The organism is Vibrio sp. CAU 1672, assembly GCF_029223195.1.
Taxonomy (GTDB): domain Bacteria; phylum Pseudomonadota; class Gammaproteobacteria; order Enterobacterales; family Vibrionaceae; genus Vibrio.
In genome coordinates this window covers 190,521-216,111 of sequence record NZ_JARHUF010000002.1, presented here as the reverse complement: position 1 = coordinate 216,111, position 25,591 = coordinate 190,521, and the positions used below count along the sequence as shown (strand labels likewise).

Below are 25,591 nucleotides of genomic sequence, written 5' to 3'. Positions count from 1 at the left end.
AGTCTGGAACTCATGAAATATCATAAAAAAAGAACCAGAGGCGGTACGCCTCTGGTTCTTTCCACAATGCTTTAATTAGCTTACTTGTTTCGACGATCCAGCACAGCCTCAGAAAGTTGACGCAGAACGGTTTCCGTATCTTCCCAGCCAATACACGCATCGGTAATCGACTGGCCGTAGGTCGCAACCTTACCGTCAACCAGATCTTGTCGGCCTTCGACAAGGTGGGACTCGATCATGACACCAAATATAGCCTCTTCACCAGCCGAGATCTGCTCAGCCACGTCATCAGAAACCAGCATTTGACGCTTAAACTGTTTAGAGCTATTCGCATGACTGAAGTCGATCATTACTTTCTTTGGTAAGCCTGCAGCGTCCAGCTCATCTTTAATCTGAGCAACATGAGATGCACTGTAATTTGGCTCTTTACCCCCACGCAGGATGATATGACAATCCGGGTTACCAGCAGTCTCTACGATGGCAGAGTGGCCGTACTTAGTTACCGACAAAAAGTGGTGTGAAGCACTCGCAGAACGAATAGCGTCGCTGGCAATTTTGATATTGCCGTCGGTACCATTTTTAAAGCCAACCGGGCAAGACAGACCAGATGCCAGTTCACGGTGGACCTGAGACTCTGTAGTACGGGCTCCAATCGCACCCCAGCTGATCAGATCGGCCACGTATTGCGGTGTGATCATATCGAGGAACTCACTTGCAGTAGGCAGCCCCATATCCGTCAAATCAAGTAACAGCTTACGCCCAATACGCAAACCATCATTCAACTTATATGTGTCATTGAGGTAAGGATCGTTGATAAGCCCTTTCCAGCCTACCGTCGTGCGTGGCTTTTCAAAGTAGACTCGCATTACAATTTCAAGCTGCTCGCCCAGTTCATCGCGTAACACTTTGAGTTTTTTACCATACTCAACCGCAGCTTCCGGATCATGGATTGAGCATGGCCCTACGATAACCAGCAACCGATCATCTTTGCCTTCCAAAATATTATGTATCGCGTTACGGCAACCAAACGTGGTCGATGAGGCGGTCTCTGTTGCCGGATATTTCTCTAGTACTGCTACGGGTGGTAATAGTTCTTTTACTCTATTAATTCTTACATCATCAGTTTGAAACATTACTTCTACTTCCTACTACTATCCTTGACCCATATTCTTCCCTGTACTTGGCTCACTGCTACGTTATTCACAAAGCGAGCAAAACTAAGGGCTGGGAGCCAGTTTCTTTGTGTTTGTTGAAGTAACTTATCGGCTTAGAACCCCAGTTGCAAACACTTTTTTAAAAAAAATGCAAACCGAGCAGGGGCGTTAATTTAAAAACACGGCGTAAACAATTATTTACACAGGCAGGCACGGAATCATATATTTTCCTTTATTTAAAGAAATCTTGTCTACAATGTAAGTGATATCAGAAGTTTGTGGAGGTCTCAGAGGTAAATTTGACTCAACGCTAACAGGTTGTCACTTGATACAAAAACAAGCAGTTATTAAACTAATTTCTTATAAGCACTAAGTATCTAACTCTGTAATACAAAGTACAAGTTAACAATGCAATCAATACAAGGACACATTATGAACAAAGTAGCAATTGCAGTAGCAGCGGTGATAGCAGGCAGCAGTGGTTTGATGAACACTGCACTGGCAGAATCTTACATCGGGGGCAAACTCGGGCTAAGCACATTTGGCGATGCTTGCTATCTTAACAGCCCTTGTGATGATGATGCTTTTGGGGCCGGAATGCATGTAGGTTACAATTTTACAGATATGCTCGCGCTGGAGTACGGTGTCGATTACCTAGGCAATTATGAAGCTAACTTTAGATCCGGGCCCGGCAGTGCCAATACCATAGACGGGGATCTTTGGGCACTGACCCTGGCACCTAAATTTAACTGGCACCTTAATGACGCCTGGAACCTGTTTGCCAAAATTGGTGGCGCCTACATGATTTCCGGCGACGAACGCGATCTTGTCCCTACCGGTTCTATTGGTGCAGAATACAACATTGATTACAACTGGAGTCTACGAGCAGAATATCAACGCTACCAAGACATTTCTGACGATATCCTTGACGACATGGACGCGAACTTCTTCGGCATCGGCGTCAACTATAAGTTTGGTGCCGCACCCATTGTGGTAGCGGAACCTGTGGTAGAGCCTGAACCAGTTCCAGAACCAGAGCCAGAACCAATGCCAGTGATGATGAGTAAAGTCCAGAAAGAGCAGTATGGCAGCGGTACGTTTGAGTTCAACAGCGCTAAACTGACCGACTCTGTCAGCGAGCGCTTGGATAATTTTGTTGAGTTTCTTGAAAAGTACCCTCAGGCTCAGGTCCAAATCACCGGTTATACTGACAGCTCAGGTCCGGCAGCCTACAACCAGACATTATCAGAGCGTCGCGCTCAATCAGTTGCCGATTACCTGATTGCTAAGGGTATTGACTCTGAACGCTTAATGGTAAAAGGCATGGGTGAAGAAAACCCTGTCGCCGACAACAGCACCGCAGAAGGCCGTGAGCAAAACCGCCGAATTGAAGTGGTAGTACCCGCATTTGAGTACCAGGAACTGGTACAACCGGAATAACAGATACTCGTAACACCCAAGGGGCGCACTTGCGCCCCTGTCTGTGACTGGTAGCTGACCACCATCGGTTCTCTTCCATATACTGAAGTGCTCCTCAGTCTAGGTACAGCACGATGTCTGACCTTAGGCTCTTTAGAAACACAAGTGTCCGCTCCCGTTTCCCTCCTCTTAATTGGACCTGGCGATCAATAAAACGCCAGTGTTCAGCCCAAATGATGATCAACAAGTAATGCAATGAACAACAGGAATAAATGGTAAATCGAGAACTTAAATGTCTCTATCGCACTATTCTGCTGTGGTGCGTATTTCAGCCGCCAGGCATGAATAATAAACCCCGCATTTAATACCAAAACAGACAGAAGATAAATCCCCCCGACCATACCGACCAATACCGGCAATAAGCAGACCAAAGCTAACAAAATGGTATACAGCAATATCGAAGTCTTGGTGTACTCGATACCATGGGTCACCGGGAGCATCGGAATGTCGACCTTACGATAGTCCTCGACGCGATGGATTGCCAGCGCCCAAAAATGCGGTGGCGTCCAGATAAAGATGATCATCACCAATAGCCAGGCATTGGCATGTAATTCACCGGTTACGGCTGTCCAACCCAATAATGGCGGCATCGCCCCGGCGATCCCGGCGATCACTATGTTTTGCGGCGTGGCCCGTTTCAGGTACAGGGTGTAGACCACCGCATAACCAAGCAAGCTTAACAAGGTTAACCATGCGGTGAGCGTGTTCACTGCAAGGTATAGAATGGCAAATCCGAACCCGCCAAGTAAGCTGGCAAAAACGAAGACAGCTGCCGGATTGGTTTCCCCTGAAGGCAACGGCCGATTATAGGTGCGTGTCATTTTGGCGTCGATACGTCGATCGATTAAGTGATTAAATGCGGCTGCCGACGCCGCCATCAGACCAATACCGCTCAAACCCAATATCGCCATCAGCCATGGAAATACCACCACTGGAGCCAGGCTCATGCCAACCACTGCCGTCACCAGCATTAACGCGACAACTTTAGGCTTGGTCAACTTCAGATAGACCCGCCCCCATTTTCGTTGCTGCTGATAAGCTAACGTGATGTCTCTACTCATAGCGAACTCCTTTCGCTTTGAAGATGGCCTGAGCCTCTCCTTGCCACAAATAATACAGACTGATACCAACCAGAGTGAACATTACTGCCGCACCAAGGTTGTGAGCTACGGCCACATAAATCGGCAAGTGGAAAACCACATTACTGACCCCCAATACGATTTGACAGACCAGTATCGCCGCCAGCCACAGACCGGTTTTGCGAATCTGGTATAACCGCTGCTTAACCAGTAACCAGCAATAACACAACACAAACACCGCTGTAATCATTGCACCGAAACGATGACTAACATGGATAGTCATCCTTGCTGAATAATCGAGAACTCCAAATTCATAATTGTCAAATCCTGTCTGCCAAAAAGAAAACGCTTCACGCCAAGACAGATGCTCTGTCCAGTCCCCCTGGCAAATCGGTAAACTGGTACACATCAAAGCGGCGTAATTTGACGATGTCCAGCCACCCAACAGGATCTGGACAAGCACTACCACAAATACCAACGCTGAAAACAGGCGCATCAACCCAGGCGAAGCAGACGAAGGTGAAAAAGAATGGTTACCCACGGCATTCAACTGGCAATAAAAAACTGCCTGCAATACCAACAGGGTATAGCCCCCCAGCAGATGTAGCATCACAATAACCGGCATCAGTTTAAGGGTGACTGTCCACATACCCAGTAGAGCTTGCCCTATCACGATGATACACAATACGAGCGGAATAACTGGATTGGTCCGAGGGGTTTTGACCGCCACTATAGTGATCAAGAAAATCAGCAGCCCCAGAGTTCCGGCAAAATAGCGATGCACCATTTCCAACCAGGCTTTTTCAGGCTCAATGGTGTGCTGCGGGAAACGAGCTTTAGCCACTTCGAGTGCACTGTCCGATTGGGGGACGGCATAGTGGCCATAACACCCCGGCCAGTCGGGGCAGCCCAAACCGGCGTCCGCCAGACGAGTGTATGCCCCAAGCATAATGACGATAAAGGTCAAACATAAGCTTATTTTTACTAAATGCCGTAGTGCCATGAGCCTCTCCCTATCCGACCCGCGAAAGCTTCAGCAACTTTCGTAAATCCGCCAGAATATCTTTGTTTAACCTGACCAAATCTTGCTGATCTTCGGGCATGTACTTCATCACCCACTGACCAAGCGGATCAATGATCAGCACCTCACCCGCGACCACACGTGCCGCAACCTGACGGTTCATGCGCATCACCGGAATATCTGCCACCGGGAGTTCTGCTGCATCTTGTGTCCAAACGACCGGAATCACCCGATCCTGATACTTACCAAGCGCAATGTGGCTTTGCTGGATCAAATATAACTGCTGCTGGCATCGTGCCCGACAGTCACCCGGCAACACGTAGGCCAATTGCCAGCCCTTGTTCTGCCAAGGCGTATGTTGTCCCAGTTGCTCCATTGTCACGTAGGACTCAACCAGCTCTCCCCGGTTAGTGACTCCGGATTGATACCAACCCTGGCTCAGCACGAGTTTGGCGATCACTGCGGGAAAAGCAAACAGTGCCACTAATGCAATCAACATCATCCTTCCTTTTGACTTCTGAGATATCATGCGCTTTCCTCTTGCTTGATCCGGGTGTAAATCCACTTAACGCCCACCAGCAGACTCACGGCAGCAAAAACAACGGCCATCGCGAACCACTGGAATGCATAGGCAAAATGTTTAGCACTGGTCATTGGTAACGGTGCCCAGGGGAACGGCTGTGACCAATCTGTTAAATTGTCGGGCTGTAACACTGTTGGCATCAGTTCAACGCTTAACAATTCACTCAACTGGTAAATATTAAGATTCTGAATTCTGACCGGATTCCCGAGCTCCGGCAGCAAATCCGAACTAAGCGGGTTGGTTGATTTTCGATATAAACGTCCGGTTATGCTGACCGGTTGCGTGATGGCTTTGATCTCAGGAAGCTGATTTCTTTTCTTTCCCCCCTGGACAAACCCAAGTTCAAGCAAGAAAAGAACATTAGGCTCTTCTGCCAGTGACACTACCTGATACGCCAGATAGCCAACTTGCTTACCATAAACCTGGTTATCAAGCAGAATTAAAGGCAGAGGCTCAGGTTTCACATCCGCACTCACTTTTAAACCAATAATGCTCTCTACCCGCCAGTCGTTGTGATCTATTATCGTCCGCAGTTGGTGGTAATGCTCCAATGCCCGCGCCTGAATAGCCACTTCTAACGCCTGTTTTTCCAGACCTCGTCCCAACTGCCAAAAACCCAGTTTGACCAATAGCGAAAACACAACCACAGTTAAGCTAACAGCCAGCCAAAAAGGCTTAGACCACAACCAAAACTCAACCGGAGGCGCTATGTCTACAGTACTGTTATTTAAACTGACGCTTGTCCTTTTGCTACTCTTCATTATCTTCAACCTCGCAAAAGCGCTTATTCAGATAGTTCGCCAGGACCACGAAAACTCAGAAGAGAACAACACGCCGATAAGTCGTTATCTGGGTCACCGGGTTTTATTCTCCGCTATCGCTGTGGTTCTCCTTATGCTTGCCCTCAGTTCAGGTGGGCTCGACCCCAATGCTCGCCCTTACTAGGCTGAGCTGGTGATCAAAGCACATAGACAAACACGAACAGGCACAACCAGACAACATCGACAAAGTGCCAGTACCAGCTTCCGGCCTGAAAGCCAAAATGATCTTTCGGGGTAAAGTGATCGTTGGCTACACGCCCAAGCAACACCACGAGAAAAACGGTCCCTAAACACACGTGCAGGCCGTGAAAACCGGTTAACATAAAAAAGGTGTTGCCATAAATACCTGCTTGTAACGTCAGGCCCATCTCCTGATAGGCATGGATATATTCCTGAGCCTGATAAAACAAAAAGAAAGCAGCCAGGACGATGGTGATCTCTAACCAGACGATTAGGGCCAGGCGTCGATCCTTTTCCAGACTGGTGTGCGCCATGTGTAACGTAATCGACGAGGCTAACAGAATAATCGTGTTCATCATAGGAATGCCCTGCCAGGGCATGGCTTCAGTACTTTGCCCTCCGGGAGTGGCCGTAAGCGGCCAGATGGCCTCAAATCCAGGCCACAACACCTCGTTGGTCATCAGATTATTTCCCGCCCCCCCCAACCAGGGGACGGCGACCATTCGGGCATAGAACAGCGCCCCGAAGAATGCACCAAAAAACATCACTTCTGAGAAGATAAACCAACTCATTCCCTGGCGGAATGATCGCCCGATTTGAGCACTGTATTTACCTGTCAGCGATTCGGTGATCACATTGCTGAACCAGCCTGCCAGCATGTACAACATGACCAAAAAACCAACCGCTAATACCACACTGCCGATCGAGCCAAGCGGACCATCACTTTGTGTACCTTGCACTGTCATCCCCGCTCCGACCGCCACCAGAAACAAGGCAAAGGCACCCACAATTGGCCAACTACTCTGTGCCGGAACATAATAGGTTTGATGCTTTTCACTCATGGTTTTGCTCCTTAAAGGCCTCGCCGTATCTGCTGCTCACTTCCTGAGAGGCTAACAACTTCTGGCTGGCCTGCTGGAGAAGATAATTTATACAGTGTGTACGACAGAGTCAGGGTATGGATCGACTCCGGGATATCGGGCTCGATATAAAAAATCAATGGCATGCTGGCCTGTTGCCGGGCATCGAGTGGCTGTTGATTAAAACAAAAACACTCAATCTTGTTGAAGTACGTCGCCCCTTGACCGGGAGCCACTGAGGGCACGGCCTGCCCAACCAACATATCTCCACTCTGATTAACAGCAACAAACTCCGTTTGGATCACCTCTCCGGGATGTACCTCCATCGAAGTGACTTTAGGTTTAAACTCCCAGGGCATACCAGGAGTCACATGGGCCATGAACTCCACCCGAATACTGCGGGTCAGATCCGGCTGCATCCCTTGCGGCTGGATCACTGCCGCCTGGTTGGTTTTACCATTGATACCCAGTGCATCGCACATCACATCGTACAGCGGCACTAAGGCGAAACCGAAGCCAAACATCAACATCGTCGCCAGCACCAGCTTGGCCGTGAGTTTTCGATTGGAAGAAGTGGCATTCATGACATCAGCCTCATCATTGATTAATCCACTTTAGGCGGAGTACTGAACGTATGGTGAGGCGCAGGACTCGGGACCGTCCATTCCAGCCCTTCGGCCCTGTCCCAAGGCTTATCGGTGGCTTTCTCACCTCCACGAATGCACTTAATCACCACCCATAAAAAGATCAATTGTGACAGACCAAAGGCGAAACCGCCGAGCGATACCACCTGGTTCACATCCGCAAACTGTATGGCGTAATCGGGGATTCTTCTTGGCATACCCGCCAGACCCAAAAAGTGCATAGGGAAAAACAACACGTTGACAGAGATGACCGAGCACCAGAAGTGCCACAAGCTGAGTTTGTGGTCATACATGTATCCTGTCCATTTAGGTAACCAGTAATACGCCGCAGCCATGATCGAAAATACCGCGCCAGAAACCAGCACATAATGGAAATGCGCGACGACAAAATAGGTATCGTGATATTGAAAATCAGCCGGCACGATGGCAAGCATCAAGCCGGAAAACCCACCGATGGTAAAGAGCACGATAAACGCGATCGCGAACAGCATCGGGGTTTCAAACGTCAGGGCACCGCGCCACATCGTCGCGACCCAGTTAAACACTTTAACCCCGGTAGGCACCGCGATCAGCATAGTGCAATACATGAAGAACAGCTCAGCAAACACCGGCATTCCTGTGGTAAACATATGGTGAGCCCACACTAAGAAAGACAGTAGGGCAATACTGCTGGTCGCGTACACCATCGAGTGGTAGCCAAATAGTTTCTTGCCACTGAACGCAGGAACAATAGCCGAGATAATGCCGAAAGAAGGCAAAATCATAATGTACACTTCCGGGTGACCGAAGAACCAGAATATATGCTGGAACATCACCGGATCGCCACCACCCGCGGCATTGAAGAAACTGGTACCAAAGTACTTATCCGTCAGTACCATGGTCACCGCACCAGCCAACACCGGCATAACCGCAATCAGAAGAAATGCAGTGATCAGCCAGGTCCAGACAAACATCGGTAGTTTAAACCAGGTCATGCCCGGGGCGCGCATGTTCACAATGGTCACGATGACGTTGATCGCCCCCATGATCGAGCTGATCCCCATAATATGCACCGAGAAAACAAACAGTGCAGTACTGTCCGGGCCATAGGTGGTCGACAGCGGCGCATAGAACGTCCAGCCGAAGTCGGGCCCGCCTCCGGGAAGAAACAGTGAACTGATCAGGATGAGAAACGCAAACGGCAGGATCCAAAAACTCAGATTATTCATTCTCGGCAGAGCCATATCCGGGGCACCGATCATCATCGGGATCATCCAGTTAGCTAAACCGGTAAACGCTGGCATCACCGCTCCAAAGACCATCACCAATCCGTGAACCGTGGTCATCTGATTGAAAAAATGCGGCTCAACCAACTGCAGCCCTGGTTGGAACAGCTCGGCACGGATGATCATCGCCATCGCACCACCGGTCAAAAACATAATGAAACTGAACCACAAATAGAGGGTGCCGATATCTTTGTGGCTGGTCGAATATAACCAGCGAGTCAATCCTGTGGGGGGATGGTGGGGATGATCGTCTTCAAGGGCAATGGTGGTATTGGCTGTGGTTTGCGCTTCTGCCGGAGCAGATTTAACCGGCTTTTCAATAGGCTTGCTCATATTTCCTCCTTCACACGCGCTTGCGCCTTAAAGGCATCAATATCCGACGCCTGTACCGCATCGCCGGTGTCATTTCCCCATGCATTACGCTGGTAGGTGATCACCGCGGCGATCTCCTGCTCGGTCAACTGGTTAGCAAACGCCTGCATTGCCGTACCCGCAACACCGTTCACAACCACGTCAATATGGCGGTTGAGTGCTCCGGTCGCAACGGGGCTGCCTTTAATGGCCGGGAATGCCCCGGGTATTCCTTCACCATTAGCCTGGTGGCAGACGGCGCAGCGTGCCGCATATATCGATTCTCCTTGAGAGACGAGTTCATCCAGCGACAGCTCTTGAGTCAAGGCTGCTTGAGCCGCAGCTGTTTGTAATGCGATGTCGGTTTTCTTCTCTGCCAGCCAGGCATCAAATTCGTCCTCAGCCATTGCCTGCACTACAATTGGCATGAAGCCATGCGCCTGGCCACACAGTTCAGCACACTGGCCGCGATACACCCCCGGCTGGTCAATCCGGGTCCACGCCTCATTGATAAAACCGGGGATGGTATCTTTCTTTACCGCAAAATCCGGTACCCACCACGAGTGAATCACATCGTCGGATGTCATCAAAAAACGCACTTTACGGTTAACAGGTAGCACCAACGGGTTATCCACCTCAAGCAGGTAATGCGCCCCTTTGGTTTCTTCACCGTCAATTTGCTTTTGACTGGTCGCAAGCAGGCTATAAAACTCAACGTCCTCGCCAAAATAACTGTAATGCCACTTCCATTGCGAGCCGGTAATTTTCACAGTCAAGTCTGGTGCACTGGTGTCGGCCATAGCGATCAGGGTTTTGGTGGCCGGAATTGCCATGGCGATCAGAATGATGACAGGGATAATTGTCCAGATAATTTCAACTTTGGTGCTTTCGTGAAAATGGGCTGCGACGGCGCCTTTGGATTTCCGGTGGCGAATGATGGCGTAAAACATTACACCAAACACGACTAAAGCGATTGCACAGCAGATATAGAAAATTAGCATATGCAACTGATAAACCTGCTCACTGATTGCCGTTACACCTTTGGTCATATTGTATTCAGTCTGTGCCGACCAACTGGATGGAGAAAGCGTGATAAACATCACACTTAAAACTAAGACGAGAGTAGTTGATAATCTTTTCAAAAAATCTCTCCTCCGCTCAGCTTGATTGCTTAAGCGAGCTTCCTTGCTTTACTTTCCCAAATATCGAACAACTTTACGAAAAATCGTAAAAACTGCGTATTCAACACCATTTGTTATATTTACGTTAAAGGCTAGTTATAACTCCAACGTTCTTCAAGAAAATAGCGATGAATTAATTAATGCTGTTATCAGCCAACGTAGTTGAAAGTAACTTTACACCTTGAAGTGCGAGTGAGAATTATTTACATTAGGGGTATATAACTTCCTGATATTTTCACTAAAAGCATCTAGCATTACTAGAGACGCCCTACAAAGGAAAGACAGACATGACCGCACAAATTACTCAATGGCTGGCGCGAGATCCGGATCCGAAAACTCGCGAGGAATTACAATACCTTGTAGACAGTAATAATGTTCAAGAGCTTGAAGACCGCTTTGCGTCGCGTCTCGCTTTTGGTACCGCAGGATTACGAGGAAAAGTTGGCGCAGGCCCGAACCGAATGAACCGTTTGGTGATCCAGGAAACCGCAACTGGCCTGGGGCACTACCTGATTGAACAGGTCCGCAACGCTTCCTCACGGGGCGTGGTGATTGGTTACGACGGCCGGCCTGATTCAATGCAGTTTGCCCACGACACTGCGGCGGTACTCACCGGACTTGGGATCAAGGTTTATCTGACTTATAAAGTGGCTCCCACCCCGGTGGTGGCTTTTGGGGTTAAACACCTCAATGCGGCAGCGGCAGTAGTCGTCACCGCAAGCCATAACCCGCCTGAGTACAACGGCTTTAAAGTGTATTGGGAAAACGGTGCTCAGATTATCCCTCCTCATGATTCCGGAATCGCGGCCCAAATCGATGCCGCCACCACCAAACCCATTCCTTTAATGTCGCTTGATGATGCCAAGAAACACGGTTTGTTCGAATGGTTGGATGGCGACTACTATCAGGCCTACCGCGCAACCATCAACAATAGTCCTTTGCTCAAACCAGGCAAAAACACTGACATTAAGATCGCTTATACTGCGATGCACGGGGTTGGCGCAGAGCTGGCCGAATCTCTTCTTTCCGATGCCGGATTTGCCCACGTTTCCAGCGTCGCGGAGCAGCGGGAGCCTGACGGACACTTCCCCACGGTAAACTTCCCTAATCCGGAAGAGGCCGGCGCAATGGACATGGTCACGGCACTGGGTAAACTGACTGGCGCCGACATTGCCTGTGCCAATGACCCCGATGCAGATCGCTTTGCTGTAGCAGCAAGAACGCCGGATGGTGAATATCAGATGCTGACCGGAGACCAGGTTGGGTCGCTGTTTGGTGAGTATCTGTTGAGCGCCACGCCCAATGCACTGGTGGGCAATACTATTGTCTCCTCGCGGCTACTGAGCAGTATTGCCGATGCGCACGGGGCAAAGTATTACCAAACCCTGACCGGCTTCAAGTGGCTGACCAATGTTGCCATGAATCAGCAAACTGACCAGCATCCATTCCTGTTTGCTTATGAAGAAGCGCTGGGATACACCATCGGCAGCCAGGTATGGGATAAAGATGGCCTGTCTGCCCTGGTGGCGTTTGCCCAGCTCACCGCCCATCTCAAAGCACAGGGCAAGACCCTGTGGGATCAGCTTGAAGGCTTATACCGCCAGCACGGTTTTTACCTTAATGCGCAACGCAGTATTGCGCTGGATCCGGCTGAGCCGCCGATTGGCAACAAACTGCGGGCGGCACCGCCAAAACAGATTGCGGGCATCCCCGTAACTATGATTGAAGATCTGAAAGCTTCACTACGCTTTATTAGCGACGGACCGACAGAAGCAATCAATCTGCCTGCCAGTGATGTGCTGATCTACCACCTGGAGGATCGCTCCCGCGTGATCGTTCGCCCATCAGGCACCGAGCCCAAATTGAAGTGTTATTATGAAGTCATCACTGATTTTCCGGCCGGGCTGAGTTTTGAACAAGCTCAGACTCAAGCCGAAGAGAAGATGGCTGCGTTAATCAATCAGCACCAGAGCAGTTTGTAAACCGCTTGAGCAAATGAGGCGCCGGATGGCGCCTCTTACTAGAGCTGTTTTTGTAGAAAATACTTAACGATGCCTTCGCTCGGGAAGCCGGTATATTCGCCGACTTTGCTAAAGCCGAGCTTGAGATAAAAATCCAACGCCTGAAAACTGTAAGTATCCAGATAAAGATGCGTTACATCGTGCGCTTTTACCTGCTCTTCCAGCAGGTGGATTAAACGGCTGCCTAAACGCGTACCACGCTGCGCTTCACTGACCCACAAGTACTCAACAAACACCGTATTGCTGAACATCTGCCCGGTGAGCCCGGCCACAATATTGCCGTGCGTGTCACGGGCAAAACACCCAACCGGGGTTACGGCCCCTTGAGGCAGGTGCTGACGATTGTATGTGTAGATACCATTACGAATGCAATCTAAGTCTGATTGCTCAGGATTAAGCGCAAACTCCAGTTCCATATTAACCACATCTCCCTGACTGTTGGTTATTTTCGGCCGCTAGAATAGCAAAAAAGCCAGCAATGCTGGCTTTTTTCCGACAAATGGAGCAAAGTTGATTACAGAATGAGACTGCTAAGCATCCAAATTGCCAGTAGCACAAACACCAACCCCATCAATTTGTGCTGATAGGTACGGAACTTAGCGTTTTCCAGCAGCCCTTTACCCAGCGTTCCGGCCAAAGCCACCAGCAATAGATTAAACAGCAAGCCCAACACATTGAGCAACAACCCAAGTGCCAGCATCTGCTCACCCGAACTTGCACTAATCTTTACCGAAACAAACTGAGGCAAAAACATTACAAAAAAGACCAGCGCTTTCGGGTTGAGCAAATTGCTCATCAATGCTCGCTGATAGTATGTCGACGCCATTCGGTTTTGTTGATCGAGCTCCGGAGCGGCCGACGCCTCGGCACGCATGCAATCCCAACCCATTTTCAGTAGATATGCGCCGCCCAGTAAATGCAGCACCTTAAGCGCCACCGGACTCATGGCGATCAGGGTCGATACCCCCATCGCCGCCAGCAGGGTCAGGATCACCCCCGAGGTCGCGTTACCCAAACTGGCAAAGAGACCCACTTTTTTCCCATAGCTCATACTTGAACTGGCAATCAGCAACATATCAGGGCCGGGAAGCAGCAACAGGGCGATCACCGCCGTTAAATAGACAGGAAGGATGGAGAGATCAATCATGATTCAGACAGCAACTAGACAACAAAGCGGCGAATTTTATACCAACACAACGCCCTCATCCAGCCTATATTTCTAATCAGACAAAAATTAACAGCTTAATAAGCACCATTTATACAAATATGAAACATAACTAACCAATGCGCATTTTAATAAATGCCCCCGCGAGCAATTTTGTACAAAAATAATCTTGCCGAATGGGATACACTGACCTATCAGCAATACACAGCAACAGGCGATATAAACCGGTATGAAAAAGAAAGATAAGGAAATCGCTAAGTTTCAGATCGCCCGGGAACTGGGTGGGCTGGAGTTACTTGACGCTAAATACGAGAAGCAGAACTTTTCTCGTCATAGTCATGAAGGCTATACCATCGGGGTGATCGAAAAAGGCGCGCAACGTTTCTTTCGCACCAATGGCAACCACATAGCCCCGCAAGACAGCATTATCCTTGTCAATGCCGATGAAGTACACAACGGCCACTCAGCAACCGAGGGAGGCTGGGAATACAAAGCGATGTACCCGCTTCCGGAGCAGTTCCGGCAGCTTGCCGCGGATCTGAATACGCCGAATATCGCCCTGCCCTATTTTCCTCAGCCGGTGGTGCATGATCCTGAGCTTGCCAGTCAGCTCAGGTTAGTGTTTGATACGCTGGCCAACTCAGATAACCGCTTACTGCGCGAAACACTGGTATACGGTACCCTGATCAAACTGGCTGGCAAACACAGTACGGCCAGGTCAACCCCGGCCAGCCAAAGCGCAGCACAGCGACAAACCAGCCTGGTCAAAGAATTTTTAGATGACTTCCCGCAGGCCGATGTCTCACTGGAAGAACTGGCGAAACTGGCCGGGCTCAGTCCATTCCATTTACTGCGCGAGTTCCAAAAGCAGTTTGGCTTTCCTCCCCATGCCTACCAAATCCAGCAGCGCCTGAGGATGGGAAAGACCTTACTTAAAGCCGGCCACAAACTGCTGGATGTTGCCCAGGAATGCGGATTCTATGATCAAAGCCACTTCACTCGCCATTTTAAAAAAGCGATGGGAGTGACACCGGGCCAGTACCGGCGCCACTGCTGACCCAAACGCCACAGCCCGGCCGGTAACCCAGCAATTTCATACAAGGTTAATGACAGTTTTTAAGCTAGCTTTTACCTACGGACAATCATCAGAATCAAAACCATGGAAACCATTTTGCCAAACACCACCGAATCAAAAACCAAACTTTTCCTGCAGGGAACCGTCGCAATGATGCCACTCAGTATCGCGGTTCTGCCCTGGGGGTTACTCGCCGGTTCATTTGCCATTGATAGCGGCCTGCTTCCTCTGGAAGGACAAGCCTTATCCGCCATCCTGTTTGCCGGTTCCGCCCAGCTGGTCGCGATGGGCATGATTAAAGCCGGAGCCGGGCTCACGACCATGTTGCTGACCACCTTCTTTATCACCTCGCGCCATTTTCTTTACAGCATCTCGGTACGCAGCAAAATCGCGCCGTTGCCACTGAAGTGGCGCTTATCACTTGGCTTTTTGCTGACAGACGAACTGTTTGCCGTGATTGGCCATCAGTCTGACAAACAGTTTCAGCGCTGGTACGCGCTTGGTGCAGGGCTGAGTTTCTACCTAGTCTGGAATGCCGCCACACTGGCCGGCATCATCGCAGGTCGTCTGATCCCACAACTGAATGAAATGGGATTAGAGTTTGCGGTCGCCGCCACTTTCATTGCCATTGTGGTACCGGGGATTAAGAACTTAGCCGTGCTGGCCAGTGTCGTGGTAGCCCTGGTGAGCTCCGTGGGGCTGACCTGGTTAAACGTCGAGGGGGCATTGATGCTGTCGAGCATTCTTGGCATGTTAGCCGGATATGGGGCTGAGCAGCTCCGGGGAGAAGCGCAATGATACTCTTGTCCATTTTAGCCATGACCATCCTGGTTTTTGCCAGTCGCTATGTTTTTCTCGAACCTAAACTGCCGGTACGCCTTGGTGTCCGGACGCAAAAGTTATTGGCATACTCAAGCCCTGCGGTACTCACTGCCATCTGGGCACCGATCGTCTTTCTGCCAGAAGGTGAACTGCTCCTCTCCTGGCGTAACCCGTATCTTCTGGCGGCGATCATTGCACTGGCGATAGCTTACCGGAGCAAAAACGTCTTAATGACCACCATTATCAGCATGGCAGCATTTTTGCTGCTCAATACCTGGATTAACTAGCGACCCACTCGATTTCAAGCAAGGTAACGTCACCACACTTCAGGCGTCCGAGAAACACATCCCCACGATGCACTTCTCCGACGCCCTGTGGCGTGCCTGTCATGACAATATCGCCATCCTCAACCGACGTGTAAGTCTTTAGCTCAGCTAAGATCTCTAACGGGGGATACAACATCTGTTTGACGTGGCCTTTTTGTACCCGCACACAGTTGATAAACAATTCCAGATTCAGCTCGTGGATATCAATCCCCGGTAAAGACTTAAACCGGCTGAATACCGCGCTGCCATCAAACGCTTTTGCCCTTTCCCACGGCAGGCCTTTCTCTTTCAGCCGACTTTGCAATGCGCGCTTGGTCAGATCCAGCCCCAGCCCAACCCCGACGTATTGCCCCTGCTCGACCAAAAAGCAGATTTCTGCTTCGTAATGCAACGGCTCGTGGTGAAACGCATGCAAGGTTGGGCTGACCGACGAGGCTGGCTTATTGAATACCACCATCTGTTCCGGCATCGCATTATTCAGCTCCTTAATATGCTCAGCATAATTACGTCCGACACACAGGACTTTCCCTACCTTTACCTTGCTGCTCTCGAACTGAATCTCGCTCATTGCTCTTCCCTGCTTAACAAAACCGTTATCATAATCTACTCAATAAAAGCAGCGACATAACAAAGCTCAGCCAATTTGCAAAAATCAGAGCTTCAACCAGTTTTTCACTCGATATCATTTACTTGTGACGAACAGGCATCCGCATGCCTGCCCGCTATACAGATTGCGTGGGAAGCAATCACTCATCATAAAATTATTGCCCGACCTCACGCCAATGGCCTTTCCCTGATGGCGCTACGTCACCACATTTATGCTCACTTTGTTCTATCCGGTTTGCCAGTCAGTACCTATCATTGTTGTTAAGCCATAAAAAATTAAATCATGAACCATGGCTCGGCTTGGCGCGCAACACGCTGGCACACGCCAACCTGGATACATCCTTCAGCTCGCCCTGAACGGTTGCACGGAACAGAACGACTGCGAAACTCAGCGTAAGCGAGCGGCATGGGAAAAACCACTGGTATAAGGAAATCACTATGACTAACACCCGTTCCACAATGCTGCAGCTAGGCTACTTAGGGTTGCTTCCCTTTCTGTTGAGCCTGTTACTGGTGATGGCGGATCGCGCTCTTTTTGGTCTGTCCGGCCAACAGTTTTTTATCGCCTACAGTGCGGTGATTCTAAGTTTCTTATCAGGTGTGCTGTGGGGAAATGGCATCGACCATTGCTCACATCGTCTGAGCCGTAATGCGCTGATCTTAAGTAACTTGTTTGTCTTGATTGCCTGGGGGGCACTGCTACAGGGGAATAAGAATGCACCACTTGCCATCATTCTGCTGGCAATGGGTTATGTGGCAGTTTGGTACGCAGAGAAGCTGATGCGCGAAATCGAACACGATTCAGAGCCCAAAGGCTATCAATTAATGAGAGGAAAGCTCACCGGCGGTGTGGTGTTAATGCATGGCTTGGTACTGATTGCTTAAAACCGCCCCGTCTGACATAACCTAACTCTGAACATGAGCGATGGTATTAACTATACCGACTAACAACAAAAAATGGCGGCTTTCAGCCGCCATTTCCGTGACTCGAGCTCACGCTCAAAGGGTCAACAAGTAATTCACCAGCTGATTATACTCATCAAAACTGCGGATGGCTCCGGTCAGGACAATGTACTTATTGTTGACCAATACCCCCGGCACCCCGGTCAAGGTACTGTCCTGGAACTGCTTATCAAAGCGCTTTTGCATCGCATTCACAGCAAAACTGTTGTACGCCGCATCAAACTTGTGACCATCAACCCCCTGTTCAATGAAGATCTGTTTCAGTTCTTGTTCATTTTTCGGCGCGCTGCGTTTCTGGTGTATTTGCGCAAACATCGCCGGGATCATGCTGTCTTCGACACCAAGCGAGATCATAGTAGCATAAGATTTCGCCATTGGTACCGCCATATCATTGCCCATAAACGCAACGTGTACCTTTTCAAAACGGGCATCCTTTGGCAGTGCCGGTTTTAGGTTAGCCATCACTGACTCGAACTTGTAGCAGTGGGGACAGTAAAACGAGAAGAACTCCGTCACTGTGGGTGCAGCTGCTTTTTCAACTTCCAGCACCTTATAATGCTTTCCTTCCTCAAACTGTGCGGCCTGGACAGAAAACGTCAGTACAGCTGCCGCCATAAGTGCAAATAGTTTTTTCATTGTTAGTTCCTTTCTGGCAATTAATGCCACTCTTTAACTTGTACAGGTAAATAACCAGCGAAAGCGCCGGTGAGAGCAGATAGAAAGATCAAACAATTGGAGGGCGGAAAGGCTTGGTGACGATTGCTATCACTTTGGGTGATGGCAACTTATCGATAAGTGCCAGCCGATACGGCCATAACCCCAAGACAACCGAAGACAATTTCAGAGGCATCTTGATGATGCACAATGAACTGCAGCTGGTATGGGTTTGCTTGCTCATCAGTTGATGATCGCCGTTTTTTAGATCGACACACTCAGAGTTGACACCCAGCGGTTGATGCAGATGAATAACCTCTGCCTGACGCTGGTTATCCAGGCGTTTAGTGCCGGCCACCACACTCGCAGCAAAGCTGGTCAGCAACATCAGCGTCAAACACAGCCCCGTCATCAGTAATGTACGATTCTTATTCCACATACCAGGATCTTGAACAATTTCAGGTTTTCCATAATACAGAAACGCCTTACTCACACAAGTTTTTCGCTGTCGAAACCACCCCTAGCTTGGTCCAACAAGTGCTCAATAAGTCGCCACCAAATGGATAAAACTTGAAATCGCTATGAAACACGAGTAATAGTTAGATCAGTTTTTGTTCAAACAAGGAAAGATTAATGCTAAAAAAACGATTCTTTAAAACCAAAGACGAAGTTGAAGTGACTTTTGAGCTTGATAAAGACCAGTGGGAATCGATTCAAATCGCCGGCGATTTCAACGACTGGCAACCAGAGCCAATGAAGCTTGTGAAAAAAAGCGGTCAGTTTAAATTTAAAACTCGCTTGCCTAAGGAACAGAATATCCAGTTCCGCTACCTGTTTGACGAAGCGCAATGGGATAATGATCCTCAGGCCGATGCTTACGTACCAAACGGACTCGGTAGCGATAACAGCGTCGTTTGCACCGCTGAATAATGTGCATAACGGCCACTTGCTGTGAAGGATTCAGGCGCACTCGGTGCGCCTTTTTGTTTACTGTCCTGCAGCGTAACCAATAGCCGGTTCAACCAAACTCACTTTCTCGGCTGAATGCTTCGGTAGGCCACGTCGGTCAAATAATCATTTAGCCGGTGAGAAGCTGCAACGGCCTCTTCGGCATCCGTATGGCTGACGGCACGTAAAACAGCGGCATAAAGCGAAGAAGCCTCAACCAAATCTAAATCTTGATTTTTAAAAGCAAACCAAAAACGACGCGACAACCCCTGCAAAGGAGCCATGGCAAGCTGAAGGTATTCATTGCAGGCGGCTTTCACCAACTAGAACAAGACAAGATCCTCGGAACTCAATCAAAAGAGGATGAAATAGTCGAGGCTGAACCAGCAACAGCATCATAAATAAGCGAAATGTCTCCCCCAAAAGCTCCGGTCATTACTGGAGCTTTGGCTCTTAACTCCCTGTCATACCCCAGCCTAAAATCCCTTCTCTATGTACAACACTCATTGAAATAACCCGCAAATTTGTTTAAGTTTCAGTGATATCAACAAGAGCACTCATAAACACAATGAACATACCGGCAACTAAGCAATCCCTGATCATCGTTGAAGACGACCCTAAACTACAAACGATGCTGTGCGACTATTTTGTAACCCAAGGCTTCAACGTTACCTGTATTGATAATGGTATTGATGCACCTGATGCCATCCTTGAGGCCCAACCCGATCTGGTATTGTTAGATTTGATGCTGCCGGGACAAGATGGCTTGAGTGTTTGCCGCCAGATACGTGAGTGTTATAAAGGCAAAGTCCTGATGCTTACTGCCAGTGATGATGACTTTGACCACGTGGCCGGATTAGAAATCGGCGCCGATGATTTCGTCACTAAGCCCATTAAACCCCGAGTGTTGCTGGCCCGGATACGAATGCTGCTACGCCGCAAAGAAAACACCGCGACAGAGTCAGACGCCGGTCTGCAAATCGGCACACTTGGCCTAAACCGGCTGCGCAAATCATGTACGATAAAACATGAACCCGTCGCCCTGACAGACGGTGAGTTTGACTTACTTTGGGTGCTGGCAAGTCACCCGGAGCACCCGTTGTCACGTGAATGGCTGACCCAGACCCTGCGTGGGATTGCGTACGATGGCAGCGACCGTACTATCGATAACCGAATCGTTACCCTGCGCAAAAAACTAAACGATACCACCACTCCGCCCAAAAAGATCATCACCGTACGTGGTAAAGGCTACCTGTTTATGCCTGACGCGTGGAATGCAGAATGAAACGTATCTATCTGGAAGCCTTCATCGGCCTTATCATCCTGTTTGTCGCCAGCCTGTATGGTTACGAAGTCATTGTTTATCAACTCAATACTGATTATGACTACCTGCTGGAGGAACAAGAGGCACAAGCCTTCCATGAATTTGTTTACCCTATCTATCAGGAAAAAGGTCCAGATTACACTCTTGAGCAACTGAAGAAACTGGCCACGTCCAGCCACCACCTTCTCGAAGCCAAAGCACCGGACCAGCTTCCTGTTGAAATTAACCAGCTCTTTGCGACCCACCCAACCATCAACACGGCATTTGACGAAGAGAGAAACCTCTGGTTTCGTTTTGAATCCGACTCGCCAATATTCAAACTGAGCGAAAACCCTGACAGCCCGGTCATTCAGGCCATCGAGTTCGCTGACAATATTGTCTGGATCTTTTTCCTTGCCGGTTTTGCGGTGTACTGTATTTTACTTATCTGGTTCTTAAGCCGCCGGGTGTTGGCCCTGGAAAAAACCACCCTTGATTTTGCATCAGGAAATTTCGACGCCAGGGCGGATACCTCCAGCGCCAAGTCAGTGGGGACACTGAACAAAAGCTTCAACGAAATGGCTGATAAAGTCTCTCGTCTTATTACCAGTAATAAATTGCTCACCAATGCCGTGGCTCATGAGTTGAGAACGCCGATTTTCCGCCTGCAATGGCAAGCAGAACTGCTGGCAGACTCAACACTCAACCAACAGCAGCAAAAGTACATCAACAGTATTGTTGAAGATATTGACGAAATGGAAAATATGGTAGAAGAACTGCTGTATTACGCCAAAATGGACCGTCCTGGTGCCCAACTACAAGCCAGCGATATCTCGCTTCACGCGACCATCAGAGAACTGATAGACCAATGGCAGCGAGACACCCAGCTAACTATCTCACTCAATAGTAACAGTACGCAAGAGGCCAAGGTACTGAGTGACCCGGCCCTTCTCAAACGTGCTCTGGATAACCTGATGCGCAATGCCATGCGCTATGCAGACAACCAGATTATGCTGGAGCTGAAGGAAACCGAACAACACTGCGAGATCCTGGTTCACGACGATGGCGAGGGGGTTGAAGAGCAATACTGGCCCCATCTGTTCGACGCCTTTTTCAGTGCCGACAAATCCCGCAACAAAAGCACCAGTGGTTTTGGTTTGGGGCTTGCCATCGTGAAACAAATCGCCTTGCTGCACAACGGCGAAGTGGCCATTTCACACAGTCCGCTCGGCGGGGCCTGTTTTCACATTTCTTTGCCTAAATAAACTTCTTTGCCTAAATAAGCTTGGCCAAGATAAACGTTTTCCTATCATTGCCTCTTAGGTTTCGACGTAATTACAAAACGCGACATTTCAATACAATCTGCATACAGAGCAGAACAATAAAACAGTGTACATTTAGCTCATCAATTCACAGACGAAATGGATTAGCCAAATGTATAAAGCTGTTGTTTTAGTAGCTCTGACCTCAATGATAAGTGCGTGTGCATACAACCAAAAACCCGTGGTCGATATGACCAATGTAGACCAGGCACAATACGAACAGGATTTCGCATACTGCCAAAGTTATGCAGAAAAAGTCGATAAGTCAGAAGCGGCCAAGTCAGAAGCACAGAATGGAGCAGTGACCGGTGCCTTGATCGGCGCTGTCGCCGGCGTCCTTGAAGATGGCGTGGGCGGGGCAGTCGTCGGCGCAGCGGCTGGCGGCGCAGTGGGTGCCGGCGCAGGCGCACTCGGCGGGGCTAACGACTCAACCAAAACCCAATCACTGGTACTGCGTAAATGTTTGGCCAACAAAGGCTACACCGTCTACGACCTGGAGTCATAAACAACAACCGGCATCAATTAGCTGATTATTCACCTTAGGTCCGGGCATTTTCACAAATGTTTCACGCCCAACCCATTACTCTCCTTGACGCAATTTGATGTCTTTTACTCTCGGGGAGGCTTCATCCCACGAAGCTCCCTACATATTTTAGCTAAGCCACAAGGACCTATTTTGAAACCAGGTAAAACAGGTGTTCGCCGTATTTGGGACGCAACCGGCTACTCACTCAAAGGATTGAAAGCCGCTTGGATACACGAAGCGGCCTTCAGACAAGAACTGCTCCTGACTGCGGTTCTTTCTCTCGCTACTTTTCTGCTGCCGGTAACAGGATTAGAACGCGTGATGATGATCAGCAGCCTGTTGTTGGTTGTGATTGTTGAGCTAATTAACTCCGCAATTGAGGCCGTTGTCGATCGTGTCAGTAATGACTGGCATGAGCTCAGTGGACGGGCAAAGGACATCGGATCTGCTGCCGTATTTGTCGCGTTAATTCTTGCCCTGTTTGTCTGGGCGTCGATCTTGCTTTAGTTCTATTTAAGAAAGTGACTGATGAAAAAAGTTAATTTTCCACGCAATGGTATTTCTTACGTTACCTTTACGCTTATTCTGGCGCTGTATTTTACTCTCGTGGTCAATATCCCGGTATATAAAGAGCTGACTGGTATTTTTTCCCAGATCACTGAGGTGAAAACAGGCTTTATTATCACTATTCCTATTTTCTTCTTTGCCGCGCTGAATTTTCTGTTCAGCCTGTTCAGCTGGCCAAAAGTGGCCAAGCCTTTCTTTATCCTATTACTGGTTGTATCGGCGATGGTGAGCTACGCCAGTTACAACTATGGCACCCTGTTCGACTATGGCATGATCGCCAACATTGTCGAAACCGACTCCAGCGAAGCGGGCTCCTATCTCAGTGCTTACTCCATCATTTGGACCCTGCTCATGGGCGGGCTTCCCGCCATTCTGGTGCTCTGCATCCGGTTACAACCGTTAAAGGGCCAGTGGTTACGTTTCTCGTTGACCAAACTCGCTTCCATGCTGACATCAATCGCTGTCATCGCGGTAATCGCCGGTCTCTACTATCAGGATTACGCTTCCGTTGGCCGCAACAATAGTTATCTGAAAAAGATGATCATCCCGACCCAATACGTTTACAGCACCACCGGGTACTTAAAGAAGAACTACTTCACCACACCACAGCCTTACCGCAAGATAGGTACCGACGCACAGCAGACACAAACCGCGCAACAACAAGCCAACAATAAACCCACCCTGCTGGTGTTCGTCGTAGGGGAAACCGCACGTACACAAAATTACCAGCTGAACGGTTACCAGCGTGACACTAACCCCTACACCAGTCAGTTAGATATAATTTCTTTCCGTGATGTCGCATCCTGCGGCACAGCAACCGCCGTCTCGGTTCCATGCATGTTCTCACAGCTCACTCGCCGAGATTTCGATCGCAACCAAGCCGACAACCAGGATAACGTGTTCGATATTATGCAACGAGCCGGTATCGATCTAATTTGGAAAGAGAATGATGGTGGCGACAAAGGCGTAGCGCACAAGATCACCAAAATTGAAGTCGACAGAAAGCAAGACAGCCCATTGTGCAACGGCCATACCTGCCATGATATGGCGCTGCTCACCAACCTTGAACAAGAAATCAAAGACATGCACGGCAACCGCGTAGTCGCAATGCATTTGATAGGCAGTCACGGTCCAACTTACTTTCAACGCTATCCGAAAGACCGGGCGTTCTTCCAGCCGGATTGCCCGCGTGCAGACATCGAAAACTGCAGTGTTGAACAAATCATCAACACCTATGACAACACCATCCGTTACACCGACTTTGTTCTCGACCAGACCATCGCGAAACTGAAATCACTACAGAACGATTACAATACCGCGATGATTTACATTTCTGACCATGGGGAGTCATTAGGTGAAAACGGGTTGTTCCTCCATGGTATGCCTTACGGCTTAGCACCCGAGACCCAGAAACGTGTACCTTTGTTATTGTGGATGTCCTCTGGTTTCAGGCAAAGCAAACACATTGAACCAGATTGTTTAAACCAGGCAGCCAAGCGCAGCGGAAAATATTCGCACGACAATATGTTTCATTCGTTACTCGGGATCATGGACGTCGAAACCAAGGCCTACAATAGCGAGCTAGACATATTCAAAGCCTGCCGCACAGCGTAAAACCAATAGAAAATCAAGAGCCTGCCTCAAAAACGTGAGTCAGGTTCTTTTCTTTTCATCTCAGCCTCGCGCCGCTCTATTAGCCGGTGTATTGTTGCCCTCATCCTCCATTAAGAAGAACCAAGATGAAAATTGGCATCATTGGCCTGGGAGACATTGCGCAAAAAGCCTATCTTCCTGCCATTACCCAGTTCCCTAATCTGGAGCTCGTGCTTTGCACCCGCAATACTAACGCCTTAGCTGCACTAGCCCAACAGTATCGCGTCAAAGAAACCTGTCAGGATTACCATCAGTTGCCCGGATTGGGTGTCGATGCGGTAATGATCCATGCTGCCACTAAGGTGCACTTCCAAATCGCTGATTACTTTTTACGCCAACGTATTCCAGTGTTTGTCGACAAACCGCTGGCAGATAGTGCGGACGAGGTCGAAAGACTTTACGAAATTTCTGCGCAAGCGAGCCAGCCGCTATACGTCGGCTTTAACCGCCGCCACATTCCGCTGTATAACCAGCACATGCCGGGCCTACAGCAAGGCGATATCCGGGACCTAAAATCCCTGCGCTGGGAAAAACACCGTCACAACCTGCCGGGTGACGTCCGCACATTTATCTTCGACGATTTCATTCACCCGCTAGACAGCATCAATGTCACCAGTAAAGCTGAACTGGAGGATAGTTATGTCATCAGCCAGTTTGCCGGTAACCAGCTGGCTCGGCTGGATATTCAATGGCAGCATGGTGAAACGCTGCTGCATGCCTCAATGAACCGACAATTTGGCATCACGACAGAACGGGTTCAGGCGTGTTATGCCAATCAGGCCGTTGAATTTGACTCATTTGTTGGTGGCAGGCTCTGGCACAATAATCAGGAACAGACGCTTAGCCTGAAAGACTGGACCCCGATGCTGGCCAGTAAAGGATTTCACTCGATGCTCGAGGATTGGTTTGAAGTGGTAAATACCGGCCAACTTGCCCATAAAACCGTTGAACGCAACATCGCCTCTCACCAGCTGGCCGAAGCACTGTGCCAGCGGATTGAGCAAAATATTAACCGTTAATTG

General features: G+C 49.2%; 29 protein-coding genes. 14 read left to right on the top strand and 15 right to left on the bottom strand.

Translation table 11 applies throughout. The features are described from left to right. Positions 1 to 80 precede the first annotated feature (80 nt). On the bottom strand, positions 81 to 1,133 hold the full coding sequence (aroG, locus tag P2G85_RS03260) for a 3-deoxy-7-phosphoheptulonate synthase AroG (RefSeq protein ID WP_275862686.1): 1,053 nt from the start codon (positions 1,131 to 1,133) through the stop codon (positions 81 to 83). Positions 1,134 to 1,586: 453 nt separating this feature from the next. Between aroG and P2G85_RS03255 the strand changes: the two genes are divergently transcribed. Next, positions 1,587 to 2,594 (top strand): OmpA family protein, encoded by a 1,008-nt coding sequence (locus P2G85_RS03255; RefSeq protein WP_275862685.1) that lies wholly within the window; start codon positions 1,587 to 1,589, stop codon positions 2,592 to 2,594. A gap of 203 nt (positions 2,595 to 2,797) precedes the next feature. Here P2G85_RS03255 and cyoE read toward each other — a convergent pair whose 3' ends face one another. From cyoE to P2G85_RS03235, 4 genes are read right to left on the bottom strand one after another with little or no spacing between them, the layout of a single operon-like run. Continuing rightward, a complete protein-coding gene (gene cyoE / locus P2G85_RS03250; RefSeq protein ID WP_275862684.1) occupies positions 2,798 to 3,694 on the bottom strand; it encodes a heme o synthase in 897 nt (298 codons plus the stop codon). Further along, positions 3,687 to 4,715 carry a COX15/CtaA family protein gene (locus P2G85_RS03245; protein WP_275862683.1) on the bottom strand — a complete coding sequence of 343 codons (1,029 nt, stop codon included), beginning with the start codon at positions 4,713 to 4,715 and terminating at the stop codon, positions 3,687 to 3,689. The genes cyoE and P2G85_RS03245 overlap by 8 nt, the downstream gene beginning before the upstream one ends. A gap of 10 nt (positions 4,716 to 4,725) precedes the next feature. Continuing rightward, positions 4,726 to 5,262: a cytochrome oxidase biogenesis cluster protein gene (locus tag P2G85_RS03240; RefSeq protein WP_275862682.1), complete on the bottom strand. Its 537-nt coding sequence runs from the start codon at positions 5,260 to 5,262 to the stop codon at positions 4,726 to 4,728. Beyond that, positions 5,259 to 6,077 (bottom strand): SURF1 family protein, encoded by an 819-nt coding sequence (locus tag P2G85_RS03235; RefSeq protein ID WP_275862681.1) that lies wholly within the window; start codon positions 6,075 to 6,077, stop codon positions 5,259 to 5,261. Before P2G85_RS03235 ends, P2G85_RS03240 begins: the two co-directional genes overlap by 4 nt. On the opposite strand from P2G85_RS03235, the gene P2G85_RS03230 reads away from it, so the two are divergent. After that, positions 6,025 to 6,261, top strand: coding sequence for a DUF2909 family protein (locus P2G85_RS03230; protein ID WP_275862680.1), 237 nt, complete (start codon positions 6,025 to 6,027; stop codon positions 6,259 to 6,261). The two genes, P2G85_RS03235 and P2G85_RS03230, sit on opposite strands and share 53 nt — an antisense overlap. A gap of 13 nt (positions 6,262 to 6,274) precedes the next feature. Here P2G85_RS03230 and P2G85_RS03225 read toward each other — a convergent pair whose 3' ends face one another. Genes P2G85_RS03225 through coxB form a run of 4 tightly spaced genes read right to left on the bottom strand, consistent with a single transcriptional unit; the run spans position 6,275 to position 10,579 of the window. Further along, complete coding sequence (locus P2G85_RS03225) at positions 6,275 to 7,159, bottom strand: cytochrome c oxidase subunit 3 (RefSeq protein WP_275862679.1); 885 nt, start codon at positions 7,157 to 7,159, stop codon at positions 6,275 to 6,277. Between the two features lie 11 nt (positions 7,160 to 7,170). Continuing rightward, complete coding sequence (locus P2G85_RS03220; RefSeq protein ID WP_275862678.1) at positions 7,171 to 7,761, bottom strand: cytochrome c oxidase assembly protein; 591 nt, start codon at positions 7,759 to 7,761, stop codon at positions 7,171 to 7,173. A gap of 20 nt (positions 7,762 to 7,781) precedes the next feature. Beyond that, complete coding sequence (ctaD, locus tag P2G85_RS03215; RefSeq protein ID WP_275862677.1) at positions 7,782 to 9,419, bottom strand: cytochrome c oxidase subunit I; 1,638 nt, start codon at positions 9,417 to 9,419, stop codon at positions 7,782 to 7,784. Further along, positions 9,416 to 10,579, bottom strand: coding sequence for a cytochrome c oxidase subunit II (gene coxB / locus P2G85_RS03210; RefSeq protein WP_275862676.1), 1,164 nt, complete (start codon positions 10,577 to 10,579; stop codon positions 9,416 to 9,418). Before coxB ends, ctaD begins: the two co-directional genes overlap by 4 nt. Positions 10,580 to 10,905: 326 nt before the next feature. On the opposite strand from coxB, the gene P2G85_RS03205 reads away from it, so the two are divergent. Continuing rightward, positions 10,906 to 12,600, top strand: a complete 1,695-nt coding sequence (locus P2G85_RS03205) for a phospho-sugar mutase (RefSeq protein WP_275862675.1) — start codon at positions 10,906 to 10,908, stop codon at positions 12,598 to 12,600. A 38-nt stretch (positions 12,601 to 12,638) separates the two neighbouring features. On the opposite strand, the gene P2G85_RS03200 is transcribed toward P2G85_RS03205, so the two are convergent. Next, positions 12,639 to 13,055: a GNAT family N-acetyltransferase gene (locus P2G85_RS03200; protein ID WP_275862674.1), complete on the bottom strand. Its 417-nt coding sequence runs from the start codon at positions 13,053 to 13,055 to the stop codon at positions 12,639 to 12,641. A gap of 98 nt (positions 13,056 to 13,153) precedes the next feature. Beyond that, positions 13,154 to 13,786 carry a LysE family translocator gene (locus P2G85_RS03195; protein WP_275862673.1) on the bottom strand — a complete coding sequence of 211 codons (633 nt, stop codon included), beginning with the start codon at positions 13,784 to 13,786 and terminating at the stop codon, positions 13,154 to 13,156. Positions 13,787 to 14,033: 247 nt separating this feature from the next. Between P2G85_RS03195 and P2G85_RS03190 the strand changes: the two genes are divergently transcribed. The 3 genes from P2G85_RS03190 (at position 14,034) to P2G85_RS03180 (ending at position 15,988) form a co-directional block, all read left to right on the top strand. Continuing rightward, the gene (locus tag P2G85_RS03190; RefSeq protein WP_275862672.1) at positions 14,034 to 14,861 is read left to right on the top strand and encodes an AraC family transcriptional regulator; all 828 of its coding nucleotides are present in this window, start codon (positions 14,034 to 14,036) and stop codon (positions 14,859 to 14,861) included. Between the two features lie 102 nt (positions 14,862 to 14,963). Then, positions 14,964 to 15,677: an AzlC family ABC transporter permease gene (locus P2G85_RS03185; protein ID WP_275862671.1), complete on the top strand. Its 714-nt coding sequence runs from the start codon at positions 14,964 to 14,966 to the stop codon at positions 15,675 to 15,677. Beyond that, positions 15,674 to 15,988, top strand: a complete 315-nt coding sequence (locus P2G85_RS03180) for an AzlD domain-containing protein (RefSeq protein WP_275862670.1) — start codon at positions 15,674 to 15,676, stop codon at positions 15,986 to 15,988. The genes P2G85_RS03185 and P2G85_RS03180 overlap by 4 nt, the downstream gene beginning before the upstream one ends. Here the strand turns inward: P2G85_RS03180 and P2G85_RS03175 are convergent. Continuing rightward, a complete protein-coding gene (locus tag P2G85_RS03175; RefSeq protein ID WP_275862669.1) occupies positions 15,981 to 16,595 on the bottom strand; it encodes a fumarylacetoacetate hydrolase family protein in 615 nt (204 codons plus the stop codon). The genes P2G85_RS03180 and P2G85_RS03175 overlap by 8 nt on opposite strands. Before the next feature lie 476 nt (positions 16,596 to 17,071). On the opposite strand from P2G85_RS03175, the gene P2G85_RS03170 reads away from it, so the two are divergent. Then, positions 17,072 to 17,518: a DUF3429 domain-containing protein gene (locus tag P2G85_RS03170; RefSeq protein ID WP_275862668.1), complete on the top strand. Its 447-nt coding sequence runs from the start codon at positions 17,072 to 17,074 to the stop codon at positions 17,516 to 17,518. Between the two features lie 114 nt (positions 17,519 to 17,632). Here P2G85_RS03170 and P2G85_RS03165 read toward each other — a convergent pair whose 3' ends face one another. Continuing rightward, on the bottom strand, positions 17,633 to 18,232 hold the full coding sequence (locus P2G85_RS03165; protein WP_275862667.1) for a thiol:disulfide interchange protein DsbA/DsbL: 600 nt from the start codon (positions 18,230 to 18,232) through the stop codon (positions 17,633 to 17,635). A gap of 88 nt (positions 18,233 to 18,320) precedes the next feature. Next, the gene (locus P2G85_RS03160) at positions 18,321 to 18,689 is read right to left on the bottom strand and encodes a hypothetical protein (protein ID WP_275862666.1); all 369 of its coding nucleotides are present in this window, start codon (positions 18,687 to 18,689) and stop codon (positions 18,321 to 18,323) included. Positions 18,690 to 18,883: 194 nt separating this feature from the next. Here P2G85_RS03160 and P2G85_RS03155 point away from each other — a divergent pair, with 194 nt between their 5' ends. Then, positions 18,884 to 19,180, top strand: coding sequence for an isoamylase early set domain-containing protein (locus tag P2G85_RS03155; protein ID WP_275862665.1), 297 nt, complete (start codon positions 18,884 to 18,886; stop codon positions 19,178 to 19,180). 98 nt (positions 19,181 to 19,278) lie between these two features. Here P2G85_RS03155 and P2G85_RS03150 read toward each other — a convergent pair whose 3' ends face one another. Further along, positions 19,279 to 19,521 carry a hypothetical protein gene (locus P2G85_RS03150; protein ID WP_275862664.1) on the bottom strand — a complete coding sequence of 81 codons (243 nt, stop codon included), beginning with the start codon at positions 19,519 to 19,521 and terminating at the stop codon, positions 19,279 to 19,281. A gap of 245 nt (positions 19,522 to 19,766) precedes the next feature. On the opposite strand from P2G85_RS03150, the gene P2G85_RS03145 reads away from it, so the two are divergent. The 6 genes from P2G85_RS03145 to P2G85_RS03120 all read left to right on the top strand — a co-directional run bounded on the left by P2G85_RS03145 (position 19,767) and on the right by P2G85_RS03120 (position 25,588). After that, positions 19,767 to 20,483 carry a response regulator transcription factor gene (locus P2G85_RS03145; RefSeq protein WP_275862663.1) on the top strand — a complete coding sequence of 239 codons (717 nt, stop codon included), beginning with the start codon at positions 19,767 to 19,769 and terminating at the stop codon, positions 20,481 to 20,483. Next, entirely contained in the window at positions 20,480 to 21,766 is a 1,287-nt protein-coding gene (locus P2G85_RS03140; protein WP_275862662.1) for an ATP-binding protein, read from the top strand. Before P2G85_RS03145 ends, P2G85_RS03140 begins: the two co-directional genes overlap by 4 nt. 169 nt (positions 21,767 to 21,935) lie before the next feature. Then, positions 21,936 to 22,328 carry a glycine zipper family protein gene (locus P2G85_RS03135; protein WP_275862661.1) on the top strand — a complete coding sequence of 131 codons (393 nt, stop codon included), beginning with the start codon at positions 21,936 to 21,938 and terminating at the stop codon, positions 22,326 to 22,328. A gap of 171 nt (positions 22,329 to 22,499) precedes the next feature. Continuing rightward, entirely contained in the window at positions 22,500 to 22,856 is a 357-nt protein-coding gene (locus P2G85_RS03130) for a diacylglycerol kinase (protein ID WP_275862660.1), read from the top strand. 21 nt (positions 22,857 to 22,877) lie between these two features. Beyond that, positions 22,878 to 24,530 carry a phosphoethanolamine--lipid A transferase gene (locus tag P2G85_RS03125; protein WP_275862659.1) on the top strand — a complete coding sequence of 551 codons (1,653 nt, stop codon included), beginning with the start codon at positions 22,878 to 22,880 and terminating at the stop codon, positions 24,528 to 24,530. 125 nt (positions 24,531 to 24,655) lie between these two features. After that, positions 24,656 to 25,588 carry a Gfo/Idh/MocA family oxidoreductase gene (locus P2G85_RS03120; RefSeq protein WP_275862658.1) on the top strand — a complete coding sequence of 311 codons (933 nt, stop codon included), beginning with the start codon at positions 24,656 to 24,658 and terminating at the stop codon, positions 25,586 to 25,588. Positions 25,589 to 25,591: the final 3 nt, after the last annotated feature.

Excerpts from the sequence above, each read along its gene's own strand:
- P2G85_RS03235 (WP_275862681.1), bottom strand. The coding sequence starts at position 6,077 with ATGAAGAGTAGCAAAAGGACAAGCGTCAGTTTAAATAACAGTACTGTA.
- P2G85_RS03125 (WP_275862659.1), top strand. The coding sequence starts at position 22,878 with ATGAAAAAAGTTAATTTTCCACGCAATGGTATTTCTTACGTTACCTTT.
- P2G85_RS03140 (WP_275862662.1), top strand. The coding sequence starts at position 20,480 with ATGAAACGTATCTATCTGGAAGCCTTCATCGGCCTTATCATCCTGTTT.
- P2G85_RS03200 (WP_275862674.1), bottom strand. The coding sequence starts at position 13,055 with ATGGAACTGGAGTTTGCGCTTAATCCTGAGCAATCAGACTTAGATTGC.
- P2G85_RS03160 (WP_275862666.1), bottom strand. The coding sequence starts at position 18,689 with ATGTGGAATAAGAATCGTACATTACTGATGACGGGGCTGTGTTTGACG.
- ctaD (WP_275862677.1), bottom strand. The coding sequence starts at position 9,419 with ATGAGCAAGCCTATTGAAAAGCCGGTTAAATCTGCTCCGGCAGAAGCG.
- P2G85_RS03185 (WP_275862671.1), top strand. The coding sequence starts at position 14,964 with ATGGAAACCATTTTGCCAAACACCACCGAATCAAAAACCAAACTTTTC.
- P2G85_RS03245 (WP_275862683.1), bottom strand. The coding sequence starts at position 4,715 with ATGGCACTACGGCATTTAGTAAAAATAAGCTTATGTTTGACCTTTATC.
- P2G85_RS03145 (WP_275862663.1), top strand. The coding sequence starts at position 19,767 with ATGAACATACCGGCAACTAAGCAATCCCTGATCATCGTTGAAGACGAC.
- P2G85_RS03220 (WP_275862678.1), bottom strand. The coding sequence starts at position 7,761 with ATGAATGCCACTTCTTCCAATCGAAAACTCACGGCCAAGCTGGTGCTG.
- cyoE (WP_275862684.1), bottom strand. The coding sequence starts at position 3,694 with ATGAGTAGAGACATCACGTTAGCTTATCAGCAGCAACGAAAATGGGGG.
- P2G85_RS03225 (WP_275862679.1), bottom strand. The coding sequence starts at position 7,159 with ATGAGTGAAAAGCATCAAACCTATTATGTTCCGGCACAGAGTAGTTGG.
- P2G85_RS03155 (WP_275862665.1), top strand. The coding sequence starts at position 18,884 with ATGCTAAAAAAACGATTCTTTAAAACCAAAGACGAAGTTGAAGTGACT.
- P2G85_RS03135 (WP_275862661.1), top strand. The coding sequence starts at position 21,936 with ATGTATAAAGCTGTTGTTTTAGTAGCTCTGACCTCAATGATAAGTGCG.
- P2G85_RS03175 (WP_275862669.1), bottom strand. The coding sequence starts at position 16,595 with ATGAGCGAGATTCAGTTCGAGAGCAGCAAGGTAAAGGTAGGGAAAGTC.
- P2G85_RS03120 (WP_275862658.1), top strand. The coding sequence starts at position 24,656 with ATGAAAATTGGCATCATTGGCCTGGGAGACATTGCGCAAAAAGCCTAT.
- P2G85_RS03240 (WP_275862682.1), bottom strand. The coding sequence starts at position 5,262 with ATGATATCTCAGAAGTCAAAAGGAAGGATGATGTTGATTGCATTAGTG.
- P2G85_RS03230 (WP_275862680.1), top strand. The coding sequence starts at position 6,025 with ATGTCTACAGTACTGTTATTTAAACTGACGCTTGTCCTTTTGCTACTC.
- P2G85_RS03190 (WP_275862672.1), top strand. The coding sequence starts at position 14,034 with ATGAAAAAGAAAGATAAGGAAATCGCTAAGTTTCAGATCGCCCGGGAA.
- P2G85_RS03180 (WP_275862670.1), top strand. The coding sequence starts at position 15,674 with ATGATACTCTTGTCCATTTTAGCCATGACCATCCTGGTTTTTGCCAGT.
- aroG (WP_275862686.1), bottom strand. The coding sequence starts at position 1,133 with ATGTTTCAAACTGATGATGTAAGAATTAATAGAGTAAAAGAACTATTA.
- P2G85_RS03205 (WP_275862675.1), top strand. The coding sequence starts at position 10,906 with ATGACCGCACAAATTACTCAATGGCTGGCGCGAGATCCGGATCCGAAA.
- P2G85_RS03170 (WP_275862668.1), top strand. The coding sequence starts at position 17,072 with ATGACTAACACCCGTTCCACAATGCTGCAGCTAGGCTACTTAGGGTTG.
- P2G85_RS03165 (WP_275862667.1), bottom strand. The coding sequence starts at position 18,232 with ATGAAAAAACTATTTGCACTTATGGCGGCAGCTGTACTGACGTTTTCT.
- P2G85_RS03255 (WP_275862685.1), top strand. The coding sequence starts at position 1,587 with ATGAACAAAGTAGCAATTGCAGTAGCAGCGGTGATAGCAGGCAGCAGT.
- P2G85_RS03195 (WP_275862673.1), bottom strand. The coding sequence starts at position 13,786 with ATGATTGATCTCTCCATCCTTCCTGTCTATTTAACGGCGGTGATCGCC.